Annotated in this window: 17 protein-coding genes and 1 riboswitch; of the genes, 16 read left to right on the top strand and 1 reads right to left on the bottom strand. The window is 67.4% G+C overall.

Annotated features, from left to right (window positions below):
- Nucleotides 1–71 precede the first annotated feature (71 nt).
- Together IIE29_RS02235 and IIE29_RS02230 are read left to right on the top strand one after the other, a co-directional pair.
- Entirely contained in the window at nt 72–755 is a 684-nt protein-coding gene (locus tag IIE29_RS02235) for a TetR family transcriptional regulator (RefSeq protein WP_209323552.1), read from the top strand.
- Nucleotides 752–2434 carry an acyl-CoA dehydrogenase family protein gene (locus IIE29_RS02230; RefSeq protein WP_209323551.1) on the top strand — a complete coding sequence of 561 codons (1683 nt, stop codon included), beginning with the start codon at nt 752–754 and terminating at the stop codon, nt 2432–2434. Before IIE29_RS02235 ends, IIE29_RS02230 begins: the two co-directional genes overlap by 4 nt.
- A 37-nt stretch (nt 2435–2471) precedes the next feature.
- On the opposite strand, the gene IIE29_RS02225 is transcribed toward IIE29_RS02230, so the two are convergent.
- Complete coding sequence (locus IIE29_RS02225) at nt 2472–2924, bottom strand: hypothetical protein (protein WP_209323550.1); 453 nt, start codon at nt 2922–2924, stop codon at nt 2472–2474.
- 148 nt (nt 2925–3072) lie between these two features.
- Here IIE29_RS02225 and IIE29_RS02220 point away from each other — a divergent pair, with 148 nt between their 5' ends.
- The 14 genes from IIE29_RS02220 (at nt 3073) to thiD (ending at nt 20739) form a co-directional block, all read left to right on the top strand.
- A complete protein-coding gene (locus tag IIE29_RS02220; RefSeq protein WP_209323549.1) occupies nt 3073–4071 on the top strand; it encodes a pseudouridine synthase in 999 nt (332 codons plus the stop codon).
- A gap of 114 nt (nt 4072–4185) precedes the next feature.
- Nucleotides 4186–4848: a GntR family transcriptional regulator gene (locus IIE29_RS02215; protein WP_209323548.1), complete on the top strand. Its 663-nt coding sequence runs from the start codon at nt 4186–4188 to the stop codon at nt 4846–4848.
- 189 nt (nt 4849–5037) lie between these two features.
- Complete coding sequence (gene guaB, locus IIE29_RS02210) at nt 5038–6564, top strand: IMP dehydrogenase (RefSeq protein ID WP_209323547.1); 1527 nt, start codon at nt 5038–5040, stop codon at nt 6562–6564.
- A 640-nt stretch (nt 6565–7204) separates the two neighbouring features.
- Nucleotides 7205–8575, top strand: a complete 1371-nt coding sequence (locus IIE29_RS02205) for a pyridoxal phosphate-dependent decarboxylase family protein (protein ID WP_246475640.1) — start codon at nt 7205–7207, stop codon at nt 8573–8575.
- On the top strand, nt 8572–9942 hold the full coding sequence (locus tag IIE29_RS02200; protein WP_209323545.1) for a lysine N(6)-hydroxylase/L-ornithine N(5)-oxygenase family protein: 1371 nt from the start codon (nt 8572–8574) through the stop codon (nt 9940–9942). Before IIE29_RS02205 ends, IIE29_RS02200 begins: the two co-directional genes overlap by 4 nt.
- Nucleotides 9939–12539: a GNAT family N-acetyltransferase gene (locus IIE29_RS02195; RefSeq protein ID WP_209323544.1), complete on the top strand. Its 2601-nt coding sequence runs from the start codon at nt 9939–9941 to the stop codon at nt 12537–12539. Before IIE29_RS02200 ends, IIE29_RS02195 begins: the two co-directional genes overlap by 4 nt.
- 36 nt (nt 12540–12575) lie before the next feature.
- Complete coding sequence (locus tag IIE29_RS17080) at nt 12576–13307, top strand: GNAT family N-acetyltransferase (RefSeq protein WP_209323543.1); 732 nt, start codon at nt 12576–12578, stop codon at nt 13305–13307.
- Between the two features lie 215 nt (nt 13308–13522).
- Nucleotides 13523–14590 (top strand): LacI family DNA-binding transcriptional regulator, encoded by a 1068-nt coding sequence (locus IIE29_RS02185; protein WP_209323542.1) that lies wholly within the window; start codon nt 13523–13525, stop codon nt 14588–14590.
- Between the two features lie 94 nt (nt 14591–14684).
- Nucleotides 14685–15779 carry a substrate-binding domain-containing protein gene (locus IIE29_RS02180; protein WP_209323541.1) on the top strand — a complete coding sequence of 365 codons (1095 nt, stop codon included), beginning with the start codon at nt 14685–14687 and terminating at the stop codon, nt 15777–15779.
- Nucleotides 15780–15869: 90 nt separating this feature from the next.
- The gene (locus tag IIE29_RS02175; protein ID WP_209323540.1) at nt 15870–16694 is read left to right on the top strand and encodes an ATP-binding cassette domain-containing protein; all 825 of its coding nucleotides are present in this window, start codon (nt 15870–15872) and stop codon (nt 16692–16694) included.
- Complete coding sequence (locus tag IIE29_RS02170) at nt 16691–17902, top strand: sugar ABC transporter permease (RefSeq protein WP_209323539.1); 1212 nt, start codon at nt 16691–16693, stop codon at nt 17900–17902. Before IIE29_RS02175 ends, IIE29_RS02170 begins: the two co-directional genes overlap by 4 nt.
- Before the next feature lie 150 nt (nt 17903–18052).
- Nucleotides 18053–18171, top strand: a riboswitch (TPP riboswitch).
- Nucleotides 18159–19079: a hydroxyethylthiazole kinase gene (gene thiM / locus IIE29_RS02165; protein ID WP_209323538.1), complete on the top strand. Its 921-nt coding sequence runs from the start codon at nt 18159–18161 to the stop codon at nt 19077–19079. (Overlaps the previous riboswitch by 13 nt.)
- Nucleotides 19076–19831, top strand: coding sequence for a thiamine phosphate synthase (thiE, locus tag IIE29_RS02160; RefSeq protein WP_209323537.1), 756 nt, complete (start codon nt 19076–19078; stop codon nt 19829–19831). The genes thiM and thiE overlap by 4 nt, the downstream gene beginning before the upstream one ends.
- Nucleotides 19828–20739, top strand: a complete 912-nt coding sequence (gene thiD, locus IIE29_RS02155; RefSeq protein WP_209323536.1) for a bifunctional hydroxymethylpyrimidine kinase/phosphomethylpyrimidine kinase — start codon at nt 19828–19830, stop codon at nt 20737–20739. The genes thiE and thiD overlap by 4 nt, the downstream gene beginning before the upstream one ends.
- The last annotated feature ends 23 nt before the right edge of the window (nt 20740–20762 follow it).

Raw genomic sequence — 20762 nt, 5'->3', positions numbered from 1 at the left:
CATACTCAGTACAATTGAATCATGATTCATTTCTTGAAGGAAGTGAAATCCGACGCCGAGGAGGGGGAGCTATGGCGTACAGGCCCACCGCCCGCACGCGGGCCAATGCCCAGCAGCGGCGGTTGAGCATCGAAAGTGCCGCGCGCCATGTCATCGCCCGAGGCGGGTTCGCCGCCGCGAGTGTCGCCGCCGTCGCCCGCGAAGCCGAATGCAGCACCGGGCTCATCTACACCTACTACGCCAATCGCGATGAGCTCCTGCGAGCCGTGTTCGCCCGCGCCTCCGGACACGAGCTCGCCGTGATCGAGACTGCCGTCGCGCAGGCGAGCACCGCCGCCGCGATTGCGGAGTCCGTCGCCGAGGTGTTCGTTCGCCGCGCCGTGACCGGCCGCAGGCTCGCCCACGCACTGCTGTTCGAAGAGGTCCCCGATGCGGTCCAGCTCGAACGTCTCATCCTGCGCCGCGGCTATGTCGCGTCCGTCGCCGCGGGGCTCGACCGGGCCAGTGGCCACTCGCACCCCGTTCGGGCCGGGGCCGAATCGCCCTCCGCCGCCGGAGGAGCGGCCCGGGACGTCTCCACCGTCCCCGCCGAGGTGGCCGCCCGGTTCATCGTCGGCGGGATCGCGGAGAACCTCGTCGACGTCCTCGACCCGACCACGCCGCCACCGCGCCCCGACGAGATCGAGGCACTTATCAGCGCACTGTCCGCCTTCACCCGATCCGCTCTGGGATCCGATCCTCTAGGAGAGAAATGACTGCCGAAGCCCTCACCACACCAACGGCCGCCCCGCACACCACGCATACGGTGTTCAACCAGGCCCTGCCTCGGCGGGATGTCAACGAATTCACCCTCAACACAGCGCTCCTCGACGGGCTCGACCGCTACGGAGCGCAGGCTTCGCGGAGCGAACTCGAACGCATCGGAGCGCTGGTGGGAAGCGCGGACTTCATCGAAGACGCGCGTCTGGCCAACGAACACGGCCCGCAGCTGCGCACCCACGACGAGTGGGGCAACCGCATCGACGACATCGAATTCCACCCCTCCTACCACCGGATCATCGGAGAGTCGCTGCGCAGCGGGGCCCACTCGCACGCCTGGACGAACCCCGGTCCCGGAGCCAATGTCGACCGGGCCGCACGGTTCATGCTCTTCTCTCAGATCGAACCCGGTCATGCGTGCCCGGTGTCGATGACGCACGCCGTCGTGCCCTCGCTGCAGGCGGACCGTGAGCTCGCCGACTTCTGGCTGCCGAAGGCCACGGCGAGCGACTACGATCCGCGACGCATCGACCCGGCGGAGAAGACCGCAGTGACCTTCGGCATGGCGATGACGGAGAAGCAGGGCGGATCGGACATCCGGGCGAACACCACCCGCGCAGTCGCCTCGGGTAACCACTACCTCATCACCGGCCACAAATGGTTCTGTTCGGCCCCGCAGTCCGATGCCTTCCTCGTCATCGCCCAGCTCGACGAGGGACCCAGCTGCTTCGTCGTGCCCCGAGTGCTGCCCGGGGGCGGGCTCAACACGGTGCGCATCCAGCGGCTCAAGGACAAACTCGGCAACAAATCCAACGCCTCCTCCGAAGTCGAGTTCGATTCGACGGTCGGCTGGCTGCTCGGCGAGCCCGGCAGGGGAGTGCGCACGATCATCGAGATGGTCTCCCAGACGCGGCTCGACTGCGTCCTCGGCTCGGCGGCGGGCATGCGCCAGTCCGTCGCCGAGGTCGCCTGGCACACCCGGTCCCGAGCGGCCTTCGGCTCCACGCTCATCGACGCCCCGCTCATGCGCGCAGTTCTCGCCGACCTCCAGCTCGAGTCCGAGGCCGCGACCTATACGTCCCTGCACCTGGCCGCTGCCTATGACGACGACAGCTCCGATGCCGCGGACTTCCGTCGGCTGGCCACGGCGGTCGGCAAATACTGGGTCTGCAAACGCGGGCCCGAACACGCCTATGAGTCCCTCGAATGCCTCGGCGGCAACGGCTATACGGAGGCCTTCCCGCTGGCCAGGCGTTACCGCGAACAGCCGGTGATGGCCGTATGGGAGGGCTCGGGCAATGTCATCGTCCTCGACGTGCTGCGCGCCCTGGCCCGCGAGCCGCGGACGGCGAAATCGTTCCTCGGCTTCCTCGAAACCGGTCTGGGCAGGCACGCGGACTTCGACTCCGCCTTCGAATCCCTGGCCGGCTCACTGCAGGCGGCGGTCCAGGACGTGTCCGGGGGCGATCCGAGTGCGCTCGCCGCGCTTCAGGCCCGCGGTCGAGTGCTCGTGGAGAAGATGGCGCTGCTCATGCAGTCGGCGATCCTCTTCGAATCCGCCCCCGCCGAGGTGGCCGCAAGCTTCGCTGCCGCCCGTCTCGGGGCCGACCGGGGGCGGGAGTACGGTGCACTTCCGGCCGGTGTCGACATCGATTTCCTCGTCGCGCGGGCCTGAAGGGGCTGAATCCGGCGGACTTCGTCCGACCTCGGGCTCAGCCGCGGCGGTGAGCCGACAGGCAGCGTCGCCGGTCGAGCCGCAGGACTCGGGCGCTGATCCGCAGCCGGCGCAGCGTGCAGTCGGCGGGGCCGTGGAACTCGGGTCGGGGAGGACGGCTGATCGCAGACGGCCAGAGGCCTCCGTAGACTGCACCGGCCTCCCAATCCGAGGTTCGGTGGGCGCCGAACTCCGACGCCTCGATGAACGATGTGAACTCGTCGACGAGCCGCTGCTGCATCTGCAGGAGGCTCTCTGTGCTGCCCGGATAGTCGAGGAGGACTTCGACGGCCTCCCCGCAGACGACGATTCTTGCGGTGAGCCGTCGTGCATCCTTGGGATCGCGGATCATCGCAATGCTGTCCCATTCGTCATCGGCGAACATGCCGAGGACGACCGGAGTGACGACCTTCTCGCTGAAAAACTTCTCCGTCAGTTCGGTGTGGTCCATGCCTTCCACCATAGGCCCAGTCGGATCGAGAAGTTCTCTTGGCCGCGGATGTCCCGCATGTCGAGAGGTCCTCTGCACGGACGGGGAGAAGTCTGCCCGGGCTTCGGCCCTGAACAGCCTGTCCGGGCTTCGGCTCTAGACTGAGGGGATGCCACGCAGTCCGCTCCCACCTCGAGAGGGCATCTCGGCGACCGCGCTGCGCGCCCCGGGCGGGAAAGCCACCCACGCGAAGAGCCACCTTCCAGTGCCCGAGACGATCGGGGCCTGGCTGGAATCCGAATTCCCCGAGGCGAGTCCGGCCGCTCGCCGCGGCCTGCTGGCGCAAGGGGACATGCGCGACGAGGTGGGCCGTGCGGTGGCGTGGGAGGATCCGGTCATCCCCGGCGGGTTCTACTTCTTCCATCGTCCGGTGCCGGCTGAGGAGCGGATCCCCTTCGAAGTCGGCATCGCGTTCGAGGACGAGGACCTCCTCGTCGTCGACAAGCCCCACTTCCTCGCCAGCACCCCCAACGGTCGGTTCGTCCGCGAATGCGTCGTCACCCGCCTGCGCGTCGTCCTCGATCTGCCGGACCTCGTGGCCATTCACCGCCTCGACCGGATCACCGCAGGGCTCCTCATCCTGTCGAAGAGACCGGAGACCCGTGGCCGCTACCAGCGCCTGTTCCAGGACCGTTTGGTGACGAAGACCTACCAGGCGTTGGCCCCGGTCCCGCCTCCGGGCCTGGAGTTCCCGCTGGTGCGGCAGTCGCGCCTGGTCAAACCCGAGGGTGGTCGGCAGGTCCTCGAAGTCGACGGTGAGCCGAACGCGACCAGCCGCATCCGGCTGCTCCGGACAATCACGCCAGCGGGTCATTCCGAGGCCAAGGCAGGTCCACCTCGGCGAGGGGGCGCGGTCGGGGTTGCCGAATACGAGCTCGAACCGGTCACGGGCAAGACCCACCAGCTGCGGGTGCACATGAACGCGCTCGGGCTGCCCATCCTCGGCGATCCGGTGTATCCGGTCGATCTGGCACCCGATCCCTACGACTTCAGCTCGCCTCTGCAGCTCCTGGCATCGGAGATCGCGTTCGACGATCCGCAGACCGGGCGCCCGCGCCGGTTCACCACACAGCTGAACCTCGACCCGACGGCTGTCGCGGCGCCCTGAGTCATCGGACTCGTCGGTCCGGCGTCGAGCTCCGCTCACCCACTGCGCCGAGGTCCGCTCACCCACGGCGCCGAGGTTCGCCCACCTGCGGCGGGGACACGGTAGCCTGGTGTCATGAGTCCACATGCCCCCGGATGCACCTCAGAGGCCATCGTCGCCCTTGTCCGCACCCGCATCACTACCGGTGAGTACCCGGCCGGAAGCCCGGTCCGCGATGGTGCATTGGCCAAGGAATTCAACGTCTCGCGCAACACCGCACGCGAATCGCTCAGCCTCCTGCGCCATGCGGGACTGCTGACCCAGGAGCCCAACCGCGGATTCTTCGTCAGCACCTTCGGCATCGACGAGCTCAAGGACCTCTACCGCGCCCGCCGGGTCTTCGAGATCCGCGCTGTTCAGGAATCCCAGGACGCCACCGACGAGGCGATGGCCGCCGTCGAAGCCTCAGTCGTCCGGGCTGAGACAGCACCGAAGAACGAGTCCTGGACCGACGCGCAGGAACATTCGGCCTCCTTCCACCGGGCGATCGTCGGACTGCTCGGCTCCCCGCTGCTCGACGAGTTCTACCTCAACCTCATGGCCCGCCTGTCGACGACGTTCTCTCGCTCGCCCGAACCCGGCAAGTACCACTCGCACTGGGCGAACCCGCACCGTGACATCCTCGAGAAGATGAAGTCGGGCGACCGGCAGGGTGCCGAGGGCCTGCTGCGCATCCACCTCGACGATTCCGAAGCCTCGACGCTCGACCTCGCACGGTCGGTCGGGGAAGGGCGCTGAGGCACGCCGGCGTTTCCGCGGGGCCGTGCTGGGATTCGCGGGACGTGCTGGGATCCGTGTTTGCGCCGTTGTCGCCGCCCCGATCCGTGTAGTCAGTCTCACAGTGCTCGGTGCTTGAAACCATAGCCGTCGCCTATTCGACTCCGATACCATTGACGCACCGTATCTTCGTGTCGAAAGGCTGTTTTCATGGGGAACCCTGAGCAGGAATCACAGGCCGCAAACGATCCGTTCTCCCTCACGGGACTCACCTACGACGATGTCCTCCTCCTGCCAGGCGACACCGATGTCATCCCCTCCGAAGCCTCCACGACGACCCGTCTGACCAAGGAGATCGAGCTCAACATCCCGCTCGTCTCCGCAGCCATGGACACCGTCACCGAATCGCGGATGGCCATCGCCATGGCCCGCATCGGCGGCCTGGGCATCATCCACCGCAACCTCTCGGCCGAGGACCAGGCCGACCAGGTCGACTACGTCAAGCGCTCCGAATCGGGCATGATCAACGACCCGCTGACGATCACCGCGGACAAGACGCTGACCGAACTCGACGAGATCTGCGGCAGGTACCGGATCTCCGGACTGCCCGTCGTCGACGACCACGGCGTCCTCGTCGGCATCGTGACCAACCGCGATCTGCGCTTCGTCACCCGCAGCGAATTCCCCACCCGCACCGTCGCCGAGACGATGACGAAGATGCCGCTGGTCACCGCACCCGTCGGCGTCTCCGCGGAGAAGGCCTTCGAACTGCTCGCCGAGCACAAGGTCGAGAAGCTGCCCCTGGTCGACGACAACAACGTCATCAAGGGCCTCATCACCGTCAAGGACTTCGTCAAGACCGAGGAGTACCCGCTGGCCACGAAGGACGACGAGGGTCGCCTGCGCGTGGGTGCGGCCGTCGGCTTCTACGGCGACGCCTATGAACGCGCAGGAATGCTCGCCGAGGCAGGCGCAGACGTCCTCGTCGTCGACACCGCCAACGGCCATGCCCGCGGAGTCACGGACATGATCAAGACGATCAAGTCCGACCCGGCCTTCGCCCACGTCCAGATCATCGGCGGCAACGTCGCGACGAAGGAGGGGGCCCAGGCGCTCATCGACGCCGGCGTCGACGCCGTCAAGGTCGGCGTGGGGCCCGGATCGATCTGCACCACCCGCGTCGTCGCCGGCGTCGGAGTCCCGCAGGTCACCGCCATCCACCTCGCCGCGCAGGCCGCACGCGCCGCCGGCGTCCCGGTCATCGGCGACGGCGGGCTCCAGTACTCCGGTGACATCGGCAAGGCCCTCGTCGCCGGTGCCGACACCGTCATGCTCGGCTCCCTGCTTGCAGGCTGCAACGAATCGCCCGGTGAGCTCATCTTCATCAACGGCAAGCAGTACAAGGCCTACCGCGGCATGGGGTCGCTGGGCGCCATGGCACCGCGCAAGGGCAAGTCGTATTCGAAGGACCGCTACTTCCAGGCCGACATCGCCACCGACACCGACCTCATCCCCGAGGGCATCGAAGGTCGCGTCGCCTACCGCGGACACCTCAAGCAGGTCGCCCACCAGCTCACCGGCGGACTGCGACAGACGATGTTCTACGTCGGCGCGCGCACCATCGACGACCTCAAGGCCAAGGGCAAATTCGTCCGCCTCACCACTGCGGGGCTGAAGGAAAGCCACCCGCACGACATCCAGATGACGGTCGAGGCCCCGAACTACGTCGTGAAGTGAGGCTTGAGGCTCCGAAGTGAGGAGCGGGTCAGCCGCAGTCTCTGCCGAGTTGTGCAGGGGCTGCGGCCTTTTCGTGTCTTCGGCGGTTGCTGGTGCAACGAGTGGTCATGTTCGGATATTTTCCAGGCAAAAAAGTATCCGAACATGACCTCTGGTCGGCCGGGTACCCGTTGCGGCGCTGCGAGTCGGAGGCGACCACTGGTTGGTCGGGCAGGCGTTTGCTGCTGCGGACCGCAGCGTGCGGCTGTCGTCACGCATCGTCTGTCTCACGATGCTGGACGACTCGCGCGGGTGTGACGGATGCCACTCTCCCATTTTTGCGTCCGTGTGCCTGTAGTGCAGACAGGCTCCTTGCCGCGTGATTTCGGGGGAGGAGCGGCCTCGCAGGGGGCCCGGCTGCGACAGCAGTAGTCATCGCACCTGGTCTGAGCCCCTTCGGAATCGGAGATAGTTAGGGTAGGTTTCCCTAATGCGAACCGCGCTCCGCGGTCCGTCCATCGAAGGAGGAAACCACACAGTGACGACTTCTCTGCTTTCCGATACCGCAGCGATACCACCAGCAGCGCCCCTTCACGCCCCCGATTTTCCCCATAGCGACGCCCTACTCGGCGCCCACAGCGCCGACGAATACACATCACTCATGCACGACGTCGTCGACGCACTCGGCGAACGCTTCCGCACGACTGAGCGGGCCGCCTCGGCGAAGGATCGCTTCGGTCTGCAGGCCGCGGTCGATGCCGTCGATCTCGACACCCCTGGCGTCGGCAATACCGCCGCCCTGCGCGAGATCGACTCCCTCTACGCCGACAACGCGGTGTGGTTCCACCACCCCAGCTACGTCGCCCACCTCAACTGCCCGGTCGCCGTGCCCGCCGTCGCCGCCGAGGCGATGCTCGCGGCCATCAACACCTCGGTCGACACCTACGACCAATCCGAAGTCGCCACCTCCGGCGGCACCCAGTCGAACCTCCAGGCGCTGTTCCTCGCCCGGGAGAACGTGCTGGCCCGGCTCGACGACGCACGCTCGGATGACGGCAGCGACACTCGCCGAGGCGGCCTGCCGCGCCTGCGGATCCTCGCCACCGACCAGGCCCACTTCTCCGTGGCCCGGGCCGCGTTCCTCCTCGGCCTCGACGCCGAGGCGGTCGTGACCGTGCCGACCGATGCCGCCGGACGCATGGACGCCGAGGCACTGCGGGCGAGCCTGCTCGCGATCGACGCGAACGGCGCCATCCCCATGGCCGTCGTCGCCACCGCCGGAACCACGGACCTCGGGGTCATCGACCCCCTCGAGCCCATCGCCGAGGTCTGTGAAGCCGCGAACGTGTGGCTGCACGTCGACGCCGCCTACGGGGGAGGACTCCTCTGGGCCCCACGCCGTGCTCACCTGCTCGACGGAATCGGTCGGGCCGCCTCGGTGACCATCGACTTCCACAAGACGTTCTTCCAGCCGGTGTCGTCCTCGGCGCTGCTGGTCAGGGACTCCGCGGCCTTCGCCCCGACCATCCACCACCACGACTACCTCAACCCCGAGACCGAAGCGCAGTCCGCCGACGCCGAACCGAACCAGGTCGACAAATCCCTGCAGACCACCCGCCGCTTCGACGCACTCAAGCTCTGGGCGACGCTGCGCGCCCGCGGGGCCGGGGAGATCGGTGCAATGATCGACACCGTCTGCGACCTGGCCGATGAGGTGCGCGAACTGCTCGAGGACCAGGCCGACTTCGAAGTCCTGGGCGGCTCGGACCTGTCGACCGTGCTCTTCCGCTTCGCCCCGCCGAATGCCGACCGGCAGACATGTGATGAACTCGTGCCGATCATCCGCCGCGTCCTCTTCCGCTCCGGCCGGGCCGCCGTGGCCCGCACCGTCATCGCCGGCACCCCGTGGCTCAAACTCACCCTGCTCAACCCCGACACCGGCATCGACGACATCACCGCCGTCCTCGACCTCGTCCGCGCCACCGGACACGGAATCCTGGCCGGACGCACCCTCGAAGGAGGTGCGGCATGAGCGCACATGACACCCACGACCTCCTCGGCGTCGGCATCGGCCCCTTCGGCCTCGGCTTGGCCGCGCTGTCGGAACCGCTCGGCGACGTCGACGCGGTCTTCCTCGACCAGCGCCCCGAGTTCCGGTGGCATCCGGGCATGATGATCGAAGGCTCGACCATCCAGGTGCCGTTCCTCGCCGATCTCGTCACCATGGCCGATCCGACCTCCCCGTACTCGTTCCTCAAATTCCTCAAGGAACAGGGCCGGCTCTACCCCTTCTACATCCGCGAATCCTTCTACCCGCTGCGCGCCGAATTCGACGAATACTGCCGGTGGGTCGCCGCCCAGCTGGACTCGCTGCGCTGGAACCGACGTGTCGTATCCGTGACCCGCGAGGACGGAATCTACACCGCCCTCGCCGAGGTGACCGACGCCGCCGGATCGGTCGTGACGACCGAGACCTACCGCGCCCGCCACCTCGTCCTCGGCGTCGGCACCCGCCCGGTGCTGCCCGAGGCACTGCAGGGCATCGGAGCCGAGGAAGGGGTCGGTCCGCTCATCCACACCGCCGACTACCTGGACAATCGCGAGGCCCTGCTCGAGTCCGGTGCCGTGACCATCGTCGGCAGCGGACAGTCGGCGGCCGAGATCTACCGGGATCTCATCGACGATGCCGAGGACCGCGGGGTTCGACTGGACTGGGTGACCCGTTCACCGCGGTTCTTCCCCATGGAGTACACGAAGCTCACCCTCGAGATGACCTCCCCGGAATACACCGACCACTTTCGCGCCCTGCCCGACGAGCTGCGCGACCGCCTCGGCCGCGAGCAGCGCACCCTGTACAAAGGGATCTCCGCCGACCTCGTCGACGACATCCACGACACCCTCTACCGCCTCAGCCGCTGCGGTCGGACACTGCTGACCAATCTCATCTCCGAAGCCGAACTGCAGACGGCGACGGTCGATCCGATCAGCGGCGAGTACCTTCTCGACTTCCGCAACACCGCACTGGACAAGACCTTCACCCGACGCAGCGGAGCCGTGGTCGCAGCCACCGGCTACCGTTCGCAGGTGCCGGACTTCCTCGCTCCGCTCGGCGACGAGGTGCGCCTCGACTCCCACGGCCGCCTCGACGTCAGCCGCCACTACACGATCAACGACGAGGGCACCATCCATGTGCTCAACGGCGAAGAGCACACTCACGGCGTCACCGCTCCTGACCTCGGCTTCGGCCCCTGGAGGGCCTCGGTCGTACTGGCTGCGGTGACCGGCCGCGAGCCCTATCCGATCGAGAACCGGATCGCGTTCCAGACCTTCGGGGTGCCCGATGACGATCCCGCCGCCGCCCTCGACCTCGACGACTCCAAGGAGATGTCACACGCATGACCACCGAACTCATCACCGACCCGACCGACACACCGACCACCGCCCCGGCCGAGGCGGCCCACCCGGCTTCCGAGGACGCGAACCCGACCGCGAACCCGATCGCGGGTTCGACCGTCGAGCCGACGGCCGCCTCGGCGAGGGTGACCATCCGACCGCTCGACGTCGTTCGGGACACCGCCCAGCTCCACGCCTGGCTCAGCCACCCGCGCGCCCAGTACTGGATGATGACCGACCTCGACGAGTCAGGAGTCCGCGACTACCTGACAGGCATCCGCGACTCCGCCGACGACGCCGGCTGGATCGGAGCCGTCGACGGCACCGACTGCTTCTACGTCGAGACCTACACCCCGGACAGCCTCATCCCGCAGAACGTCCTGGCCGCCGGTCCGGGCGACATCGGAATGCACCTGCTCGTGGCACCACCGGCGGGGCCGGCCGTGCACGGGCTCACCGACCGGATCATGGCCGAGGTCATCGACTTCTGCCTCAGGCCTGCTGACCAGGGCGGACGCGGAGGCCACCGCGTCGTCGTCGAACCCGACGCCCGCAACGACGCCATCATCGAAAAGAACCGGGCAGCCGGTTTCCACCCGGTGCGGGAGGCGACGATCCTCATGGGCGAAGTGGAGAAGCGAGCCCTGGTGAGCGTGTGCTCGCGGGCCGACTTCGACGCGAGCGAGCTCGCCGGCCTCGTGGGGCATGGGCGCGACACCGACCAGGACGCCTCGCTTCCGCAGGCCTACGCCCACCTCAACGCCGATGCCTTCGCCGTGTCTCAGCGCCACCTCGTGGCCAAAGCCCTGTCCGAATTCGCCCACGAACGACTCATCACCCCGGTGCGCTCGTCCTCTGGCGGCGCCGGAGAGGGAAGGAGCCCCTCGGACGGTGGCGCCGCCACGGACGGCGGTGGCGCCGCCACGGACGACGGCGGCGACGCCTCGGCGGTCGGCGACAACTGGGAGCTGGCGATCGACGGCGCCACTCGCTACACCTTCACGGCCCGCCTGCTGCCGCTCGAGCACTGGGTCATCGACGAAGACAGCATCAGCCGTTGGCGCGACGACACCGAGGTCCCACTCGACGTGCAGGAGCTCATCGTCGAACTCCAAGACGATCTCGCCCTGCCCGAAGACCTCATCTCGACCTACCTCGAGGAGCTCGCCTCGACGCTGGCCGGCGCCGCCTTCAAACTCGAGGACGCCCGGGCCGGGAAGCGACCGGATGCGCGCGGACTCGTCGACGCGGACTTCCAGACCACCGAGGCGGCCATGATCGAAGGCCACCCCGGATTCCTCGCGAACAACGGACGCATCGGCTTCGCGCTCAGCGACTTCCGAACCTGGGCGCCGGAGAACGGCAGACGCAACCGCCTCGAATGGATCGCTGTCAGACGCGAGCACAGCCATCTGTCCCTCGGGGACGGACTCGACGAATCCGACCACCTCGACCAGGCGCTCAGCGAGGCTGAACGCGAACTCTTCGACGCTCGCATCAGGGCGGCCGGGCAGGATCCCGAGGACTTCCACCTCATGCCGATACACCCCTGGCAGGCGGACCACCGCCTGGCGATCACGTTCGCTGCGGACATCGCCCGCGGAGACCTGCTGCCGCTGGGAGAGGGATGTGATGAGCACCAGGCGCAGCAGTCCCTGCGCACCTTCTTCAACCACTCGCGCGGCGGGGCCCCGTACGTCAAAGTTGCGCTCGCCGTGCAGAACATGGGATTCCTGCGCGGACTGTCGCCGAAGTACATGCGCAACACCCCGGCCATCAACGACTGGGTCGCGGACCTCATCGGCTCCGATGCCACCTTCGCCGAGACCGGATTCCGGGTCCTGAGGGAACGGGCGGCACTCGGCTACACCGGAGATGTCTACCACCGGACGAAGGAGACGAATCCGCATCGCAAGATGCTCGCGGCGCTGTGGCGAGAGAACCCTCTCGCACAGATCACACAGGGTCAGAAGCTCATCACCATGGCCGCTCTGCTCCACCGCGATCATGAGGGCCGCTCCTTCGTCGGTGAGCTCATCCGCGCTTCGGAGCTGGAGCCGGAGGACTGGGTGCGCAGCTATCTGCGCGTCTATCTGCGACCGCTGCTCCATGCCCTGCTCGCCCACGACCTCGTGTTCATGCCGCACGGGGAGAACCTCATCCTCGTCCTCGACGACAGCACGGTCACCGGAGCGTTCATGAAGGACATCGGTGAGGAGGTCGCCGTGCTCGGCCACCGCGAACTGCCTGAGGAGGTCGAACGCATCCGTGCCGTGGTCTCAGGCGAGGAGAAAGCGCTGTCGGTGTTCACAGACATGTTCGACGGAGTCCTGCGCCACCTGTCGGGCATCCTCGATGCCGACGGACTCATCAGGGCCGGGCGCTTCTGGGGCCTCGTGGGCGAGGTACTCGATGACTACGAGTCCGAGCATCCGGAACATGCCCGCGGGGTCGGCGGAGACGTCGACCTGCGCGCTCCGCGCTTCGACCACTCCTGCCTCAACCGCCTGCAGCTGCGGAACACGAAGCAGATGGTCGACATCGGCAATCAGGCCGAATCGCTGCTCTATGCCGGCACCATGCCCAACCCCGTGGCCCGCTGACCACGACGAACACCAGCATCGCCGAGGTGGGGCACCGTGGCCGAGCTCCACCTCGGCGAGTCTATGCATCGGTCGGATGCGGTGGCGAAGATTAAGCACTATGCAGGCCCACCTGAATATCCGTACCGCTCTTGCCGGAGGTATGCTCCACGCAAAAGTGAAAACGGAGAGCAGGAGGCGCCGATGCCGCACGCCGACGACGAATCGGCACTAGCGCTGGCTACCGAGCAGCAGATCTATGACGTCGTTGAGCCTTTGGGTGACAGCGACCGAATTGGACGTGCCAAAGTTCTCTTGGCGCGAGGATTATCTCCGCCGATCGTTCCTGATCGGCAGATCACCTTACGGCCTATTGCGACCGAAGAATCGTGGAATCGCTATGCTGATGAACGCGTCGCGGTCGAGGCCGATTTCGGCGTCACCGAGTCGCGCGCCCGCGCCATGGTTGACGAACTTCGGCAGCGTGCGAAGCGTGTCGGTATGACGCTGTTCTTCGCGGTCGCCGGACACGACGTCGTAGGAGCGATTGGGCATTTCAAGGTATCGGTTCCACACGGAGATTGCGTACGCCTGCAGGAGGTTGACATATTTCCACAATGGCGTGGCAGAGGATATGGGACGTCCATGCTCTTGGAGATGTTGCACCACGTGGCGATTCAGGGGTGCATCACGGCTGTCATCGGCGCAGATGAGGACGACTGGCCTCTGGATTGGTACCGCCGACATGATTTCTTCGATGTACTGCGCGTCCGGTCTGCCCGTCACTAGGTGTTTGACCGACCATTCAAGTGGTTCCGCAGCGCAACCGCCAAGCCTCACCGCTGCACAAACGGCGCTGGAGAAGGCGAAACTGACTGCACGCAATTCATCTTCTTCGGTTCTATGGGTCCTCGTGCGCGCAGGGCATACGGCTATCATCAATCCAGCGGCTGCTGATCTTTGCGGCCGTTCACGAACCGGTTCTCGGACTCAAAGGTGTGGTCATGGCGAAGCAGAACGAGCGGCCGACGCTGGCCACCGTCGCTGCGCATGCCGGAGTGAGCATCAAGACCGCCTCCCGGGTGCTCAACGGGGAGAAGCACGTCGCCCGCGCGACGGCGCAGAAGGTCGAAGAGTCCGCCGCCGAACTCGGCTTCCGCCTCAACCCCACAGCCAAGAGACTGCGTGCCGGTGGGCGTTCGCCCTATGTCGGCGTCGTCCTCTCCGCCGCCGACGATGCGCTGCAGACCCGCGCCTTCACCGCTCTCGAAGCGGAACTCTCGGCCGTCGACCTGCGCCCTGTGGTGACCGTGATCGGGGGCAGCCCGGACCGTGAAGTGGCCTTCCTCGACGAATGCCTGGCCAACGACCTGTCGGGAATCATCGTCCTCCGGGCCCACCCGGACATGACCGGAATCTATTCCCGGGCCGCCGGCGCCGATGTCAGGATCGTCTCCTTCGACCCCGCAGTCACCGGGGCAGGAGTGACCGTCATCACGGGTGACGAAGTCGCTGCCGGGCAACTGGCCGCCAGGCAGCTGCTCGATCACGGGCACCTCGCCCTCGGCGTCATCGGCGATCATTCGACGAGCCTCGTCACCATCCGCCGCCTCGAGGGCATCCGGTCCGCTTTCGCCGGCCGCGGCGACATCGGCTGGCGGGCCTATATGCGCGAAGACGCCCATGACGAGGCCAGTGCGAAGAACGTCGTCGCCGCCTGGCTCGGGTCCCGCAGCGCCCCGAGCGCGCTCATCACCCTGTCCGCCACGCTCACCCAGGGTGCCATCGACGCCTGCCGCCGCCTCGGCGAATGGCCGGCGCTCGTGGGCATCGACGATTTCCCCACCGCCGAACTCCTCGACGTCACCGTCGTCGACCGTGACATCGAGGCCATGGCCGCCGAGGCGGTCCGCCGACTGCAGGCTCCGGCGGGGAAGGGCGACGGCTGCCTCGGTGGGAGCGGCGGCGACGGACTCGATGGCGGAGGCGGTCGGACCTGCGGGGGACAAGACGTCTTCCCGGTTGCCCTCATCGCTCGGGGCAGCGGCGAGGAACCGCCGGATCGGCGGTGAAGACTTTCGCAGCGAAACAGTTGACACCGGGGGTCGATCGGCGAATCATATTCAACAACCTGACAACGTTGTCAGAATGATTGAAAGGTTCACAATGAGGCACAACCTGAAGTCCCACAAGAAGCTGGCCCTTTTCGGTGCCTCGGTCGCCATCGGCGCGCTCGCGCTCAGCGGCTGCGGCAATCAGAAGGGCCAGGGCAATGCGGAAGCCGACAGCGGTTCCGGCGGTGACGGGGAAGTCACGATCGCACTGCTCCTTCCCGAGTCGAAGACCACCCGGTACGAATCCCTCGACAAGCCGAACTTCGAGAAGTACGTCGCCGAGGCCAACCCCGACGCGAAGGTCGAATACCGCAACGCCAACCAGGACGCGACCCAGCAGCAACAGCAGTTCGAAGCGGCGGTCACCGAGGGTGTGGACGCCATCGTCCTCGACCCCGTCGATGCTTCTGCGGTGTCGTCGGCGCTGTCGAAGGCAAAGGCGAAGAAGATCCCGGTCATCGCCTACGACCGCTTCTTCGAAGGTGCCGACTACTACACCTCCTTCGACAACAAGAAGATCGGCAACCTGCAGGGCCAGGCCGTGCTCGACGGCCTCAAGGCCGAGGACGTCGACCCAAAGTCGGGCCCGGTGTGGATGGTCAACGGTGACCCGAAGGACCCGAACGCCGCGGACTTCAAAGCCGGGGCCGAAGAGACCCTCAAGGACGCCGGCGTCGACATCGCCGCCAGTCACGACACCCTCGACTGGAACCCCGACGACGCCCGCCAGTGGGTCGAGGGCCAGCTGCAGGGCAAGGGCGAGAAGCCGATCGCGATCTACGCGGCCAACGACGGAACCGCAGGCGGCGTCATCGCCGCGACGAAGAAGGCCAAGGTCGACCCCGTCGTCACCGGTCAGGACGCCGAGGTCGACGGCCTGCAGAACATCCTCAAGGGCGACCAGTACGCCACGATCTACAAGTCGATCCCGCCCCAGGCCGAATTCGCCGCGAATGCCGCCGTCGCGCTGGCAGGCGGCGAGGACGTCGACGCCGGAACGACCTACAAGGACACCCCGACGGACTTCGTCGAGGCCAAGGTCGTCACCAAGGACTCGGTCAAGGACATCGTCGGCGATCAGATCAAGGCCGACGACATCTGCACCGGCAGCGTGAAGAAGCTCTGCGCAGACGCAGGAGTGAAGTGACTCAGCGACGGTGCAGACGCGACATGACAGCCCACCTGCCGGCGGCCCTCCGGGTCGCCGACAGTCCGGGGCGGCGACAGCGAGGAACAGATGACATCTGAGACACCCGAACCGACCCCCGCGGCGGCGCAGGCGCCGGGAGACAGCAGCGAACCCGTGCTCGAGCTGCGCGGAATCAACAAGAGGTTCGGGGCCGTGCAGGCCCTGACCGACATCCACCTCACCGTCGGCCGCGGCGAAGTCGTCGGGCTCGTCGGCGACAACGGCGCCGGCAAGTCGACGCTGATCAAGGTCATCGCCGGCGTCCACGCCGCCGATGAGGGCGATCTCGTCATGAACGGCACGAAGCAGAGGTTCTCCTCACCCAAGGACGCACAGAAGGCCGGAGTGGCCACCGTGTTCCAGGACCTGGCCCTGTGCGAGAACCTCGACGTCGTGGCCAATCTGTTCCTCGGGCACGAGAAGACCCGTGGGGGAGTCCTCGACGAGGTGGCCATGGAAGCGAAGTCCTGGGAGCTGCTGCGCAGCCTGTCGGCGAAGATCCCGAGCGTGCGGGTGCCGATCGCGGCCCTGTCCGGCGGCCAGCGGCAGACCGTTGCGATCGCCCGGTCCCTGCTGGGCGAGCCGTCCCTGGTCATGCTCGACGAGCCGACTGCCGCCCTCGGCGTGGCACAGACGGCCGAGGTGCTCAACCTCATCGAGAGGCTCAAGGAACGCGATCTGGGTGTGCTGCTCGTCAGCCACAATATGGCCGATGTGCAGGCCGTCGCCGACCGTGTCCACGTGCTGCGGCTGGGCAAGGACGTCGGCGACTTCCCCGGGGACGAACGCACCGATGTGCTCGTCGCCGCGATCACCGGAGCCAGCGACAATGTCGTGACGAAGAGGGCCGCACGCAGGGGTGAGCGCCGATGACTCGCAACTCCTTCATCACCGATGAGCGGATCTCCAGCGAGGGGGTCGTCGGCACGTTCGTCCGACGGGTCAAGGAGGGGCAGCTGGGGGCGTTCCCGGTCATCCTCGCGCTCGTCGTCATCGTCATCGTCTTCCAGACGGCCGATTCCAACTTCATCTCACCGGCCAACCTCGTCAACCTCTCCACCCAGGTCGCCTTCCTCGCGATCCTTGCGCTGGGCATCAACCTCATCCTGCTCCTCGGCGAGATCGACCTGTCCCTGGCGCAGCTGGGCGGGTTGGCGGCCTCGCTGCTCGGTGTGCTCGTGGTCCGGCAGGGTGTGCCGCCGGCCATCGCGCTGATCATCATGCTGCTGCTCGGGCTCGTCGTCGGAGCCGTGCAGGGGTGGTTCTTCGCCGTCGTCGGCATCCCCGCCTTCGTCGTCACCCTGGCCGGCCTGCTCGCCTTCACGGGTCTGACGCTGACGACCTTGGGCACGCAGAAGAACCTGTCGATGTCGGAGACCTTCGCCTTCGACTTCGCCAGCTACTATTTCCCGGCCATCTGGGCCTACGTCTTCGGGGCGGTCGCGATCATCGGCTTCGGTGCCGGAATCATCCATTCGAAGCTGCGTCGGCATCGTGAGGGGCTGAACGCGCCGAGCTGGACCTCGGTGATCGTGCGCATCGTGCTGCTGGCCGCGATCGTGTTCGGGTTCCTCATCCTCGTCAACCAGGACTTCGGGCTGGCCATGCCCTTCTTCCTCATGATGGTCATCGCGATCGTCATCGATCTGGTGCTGCGCAAGACCCGCTACGGCCGCTCGATCTACGCCGTCGGCGGCAAGGTCGAAGCCGCCAGGCGAGCCGGCATCCGCGTCACCTGGGTGCGCATCAGCGTGTTCATGGCCGCGGGCGTGCTCGCCGCACTGTTCGGGTTCATCAAAACAGGGGTGACGACGAACGCCGGATCGACCCTGGTCAGCACCCAGGACCTGCTCAACGCGATCGCGGCAGCCGTCATCGGCGGCACCTCTCTCTTCGGCGGACGCGGGTCGGCCTGGGCCGCCGTGCTCGGTGCCCTGGTCGTCGGAGCGATCAACAACGGTCTCTACCTCATCGGCTTCAACTCCGATGCGCAGCAGATCATCACCGCGCTCGTCCTCCTCACCGCCGTCGTCATCGACGCCCTCAGCCGCCGCGGCCAGAGGTACGTCGGCCGGGGGTAGGGGAGTCCCGCCCTCACCGAGCGGACCACTTGGTGTCGAGGGACCAGTTGCAAGGGGTCCTTTCGAGGCCAAGTGGTCCGCTCGGTGCAATCGGCGGCGCGACCAGCTCGTGCGGACTCGCCCCGTCCCGGTGGGGCTGATACAGTCGAAGCCAATGACATGGGGTGCCTCATGACGATCCGCGGCAGCGGAGTTCGGCGAGGCTGAGAGAACACCCATCGAACCTGATCTGGGCCATACTAGCGAAGGGATCGTCATGGTTGACTTCGACCTGCGTTCTGCCAACGCACGACTGCGTGCGGGACATCCGCTCATCCAATGCATCACGAACACCGTCGTGCAGCAATTCAGCGCGAACGTGCTCCTGGCCGTCGGCGCGTCCCCGGCGATGCTCGACCATGAGGCCGACGCCGGGCAGTTCGCCGGCATCGCCGACGGCGTGCTCATCAATTTCGGCACCGCTTCGAATCATCAGCTGCTCGCCGCCGATGCCGCCATCGACGTCGCCGCTGCCGCCGGCAAGCCCTGGGTGCTCGACCCCGTCAGCGTCGGCGCGGTCGACTTCCGCACCTCTCGCATCCGCCGCGCCGCCGCTGACCGACCGACCGCGATCCGCGGCAACGCCTCGGAGATCGCGGCTCTGGCCGGAGTCGGCCTCGGCGGACGCGGAGTCGACTCCACCGATGAGGTGGACGCCGTCCTTCCCGCCGCCGCCCAGCTGGCACGCACGACCGGTGCGATCGTCGCGGTGTCCGGGCCCAGTGATGCCGTCGTCGCGCACATCGACGGAACCGACCATGTCGCCCATATCGACGGCGGCCACGACTTCATGCCGCTGGTCATCGGCACCGGCTGCTCCCTCGGCGCCGTCGCCGTCGCCTACCTGGCCACCGCCGACTCCAGCACTGCAGGCCCGGACTCCGCAGCAACGGTCTCGGCGACTGCGGCAGGGGACCCGGCCATCGACAGCGCGGCCGCCCTGGCGAGATTCGAAGCCGTCGTCGCCGCCCACGCGCACTTCGCCGTCGCCGGAGAACTCGCCGCCGCCGGCGCTCACGGGCCCGGCAGCTACTCGGTGAGCTTCCTCGACGCCCTCCACGCCGTCACCGGCGACCAGCTGGCCCAGGCCCGGGTCAGCCACGGCACACTGACCGCGGACGAAGGCGTGCAGGCATGACCGCCGGATCGGCGCACCCCGCGGACAGCCCCCACGACACAGGGGACCAGGGCGTGACCGTTCAGTCTCAGGACCGCTTCACCGGCATCGACACCCGCCTCTACCTCGTCACCGACTCCGCTCAGTGCGAAGCGGCCGGCCGCAGCGTCGCCGAGACCGTGCACGAGGCCGTCGCCGGGGGAGTGGGAATCGTCCAGGTGCGCGACAAGGACATCGACGACACCGCCTTCTACTCGCTGACCCGCCAGGTCATCGCCGCCGTCGACTCCGCCACCGCGGGCACTGACCGCACAGTCCCCATCGTCCTCAACGATCGCGTCGAGGTGGCCCGCCGCCTCATCGACGAAGGCGAGATCGTGCACATCCACGTCGGCCAAACTGATGCCACCGTCGCCGAGGTGCGCGCCACCTTGGGCGAGGCACCGCTGATCGGTCTCTCGGCCGCGAACAGCGCCGAATTCGCCGCCGCCCGCGACACCGACGTCGTCGACCTCATCGGCATCGGGCCCGTCTACGACACCGCGACGAAGGCCGACGCTCCCGACGGCATCGGACCCGAGCGCCTCGGCGAACTCGTCATCGAAGCGGGCATCCCGGCTGTCGCGATCGGCGGCATCAGCATCGACCGGGCGCCTGAGCTGCGCGACCGCGGACTGCTCGGCATCTGCGTGGTCTCGGCCATCTGCACCGCCGAGGACCCGAAGGCCGCGGCCGAGCAGCTGCTCGCCGCCTTCACAGGAGGCCACGCATGAGCACCCGCCCGCCCATCACCCTGTCCATCGCCGGCACCGACCCCTCTGGGGGTGCCGGCATCCACGCCGACCTCAAGACGTTCACCGCGCGGGGGACCCTCGGCACGACCGTGATCACCGCGCTCGTCGCGCAGAACACGCACGGGGTGTCTCGGGTCTATCCGATCGACGACGACTTCGTGGCCGACCAGTTCGACTCCGTGCTCGACGACATGCCCGTCGACGCCTCGAAGTCAGGGATGCTCGGTACCCGTTCACTCGTCGAACTCGTCGCCGCCCGCGCGGCAGCCGGCAGGCTCGGATTCTTCACCGTCGACCCGGTGATGATCGCGACCTCCGGGCACCGGCTCCTCGAAGCCGATGCCGTCGACGCGGTGCGCACCCACCTGCTGCCCGTCGCCGACCTCATCACCCCGAACCTCCCCGAAGCGGCCCTGCTGCTCGGAGACGACGAACCCGAGGCGGGATCGTCCGCACAGATGCGTGAACAGGCCCGCCGCCTGCTCGACCGGGGACCCGGCGCCGTCCTCCTCAAGGGCGGACACGGCAGCGACGGGGACGTCTCCGACATCCTCGCCACCCGTGACGGGCAGATCCGCGAGTTCACCCATCCGAGGCTCACCACCCCGAACACGCACGGCACCGGATGCACGCTGTCGGCGGCGATCACCGCCGAGGTGGCCGTACTCGGCCGCGAACGCGCAGTGTCCGCGATAGGGGCGGACGGCGACGCAACAGCAGCGTTCGCGGCAGGTGTCGACCTCCTCGGCGATGCCGTCAGCAATGCCCTGGATTTCCTGGCCCGCGCCCTGGCCTCGGCCGCCGACTGGCAGGTCAGCCTCGACCCCGTCGGCGCCCACGGACCCGTCGACCATCAGGTCGACATCATCCGCGGTCAGCCCGCCTGAACCACGTCACACGAGCACAAAGG

This window comes from Brevibacterium renqingii, from assembly GCF_017808095.1.
In the GTDB taxonomy this organism is placed as follows: Bacteria; Actinomycetota; Actinomycetes; order Actinomycetales; family Brevibacteriaceae; genus Brevibacterium; species Brevibacterium renqingii.
Note: the sequence above shows the minus strand (reverse complement) of the source record. Positions and strands in the feature narration are given on the sequence as shown.

What these genes read in the sequence shown, in the direction of transcription:
- IIE29_RS02235 (WP_209323552.1), top strand. Translation starts at nt 72, where the DNA reads ATGGCGTACAGGCCCACCGCCCGCACGCGGGCCAATGCCCAGCAGCGG.
- IIE29_RS02230 (WP_209323551.1), top strand. Translation starts at nt 752, where the DNA reads ATGACTGCCGAAGCCCTCACCACACCAACGGCCGCCCCGCACACCACG.
- IIE29_RS02225 (WP_209323550.1), bottom strand. Translation starts at nt 2,924, where the DNA reads ATGGACCACACCGAACTGACGGAGAAGTTTTTCAGCGAGAAGGTCGTC.
- IIE29_RS02220 (WP_209323549.1), top strand. Translation starts at nt 3,073, where the DNA reads ATGCCACGCAGTCCGCTCCCACCTCGAGAGGGCATCTCGGCGACCGCG.
- IIE29_RS02215 (WP_209323548.1), top strand. Translation starts at nt 4,186, where the DNA reads ATGAGTCCACATGCCCCCGGATGCACCTCAGAGGCCATCGTCGCCCTT.
- guaB (WP_209323547.1), top strand. Translation starts at nt 5,038, where the DNA reads ATGGGGAACCCTGAGCAGGAATCACAGGCCGCAAACGATCCGTTCTCC.
- IIE29_RS02205 (WP_246475640.1), top strand. Translation starts at nt 7,205, where the DNA reads ATGCACGACGTCGTCGACGCACTCGGCGAACGCTTCCGCACGACTGAG.
- IIE29_RS02200 (WP_209323545.1), top strand. Translation starts at nt 8,572, where the DNA reads ATGAGCGCACATGACACCCACGACCTCCTCGGCGTCGGCATCGGCCCC.
- IIE29_RS02195 (WP_209323544.1), top strand. Translation starts at nt 9,939, where the DNA reads ATGACCACCGAACTCATCACCGACCCGACCGACACACCGACCACCGCC.
- IIE29_RS02185 (WP_209323542.1), top strand. Translation starts at nt 13,523, where the DNA reads ATGGCGAAGCAGAACGAGCGGCCGACGCTGGCCACCGTCGCTGCGCAT.
- IIE29_RS02180 (WP_209323541.1), top strand. Translation starts at nt 14,685, where the DNA reads ATGAGGCACAACCTGAAGTCCCACAAGAAGCTGGCCCTTTTCGGTGCC.
- IIE29_RS02175 (WP_209323540.1), top strand. Translation starts at nt 15,870, where the DNA reads ATGACATCTGAGACACCCGAACCGACCCCCGCGGCGGCGCAGGCGCCG.
- IIE29_RS02170 (WP_209323539.1), top strand. Translation starts at nt 16,691, where the DNA reads ATGACTCGCAACTCCTTCATCACCGATGAGCGGATCTCCAGCGAGGGG.
- thiM (WP_209323538.1), top strand. Translation starts at nt 18,159, where the DNA reads ATGGTTGACTTCGACCTGCGTTCTGCCAACGCACGACTGCGTGCGGGA.
- thiE (WP_209323537.1), top strand. Translation starts at nt 19,076, where the DNA reads ATGACCGCCGGATCGGCGCACCCCGCGGACAGCCCCCACGACACAGGG.
- thiD (WP_209323536.1), top strand. Translation starts at nt 19,828, where the DNA reads ATGAGCACCCGCCCGCCCATCACCCTGTCCATCGCCGGCACCGACCCC.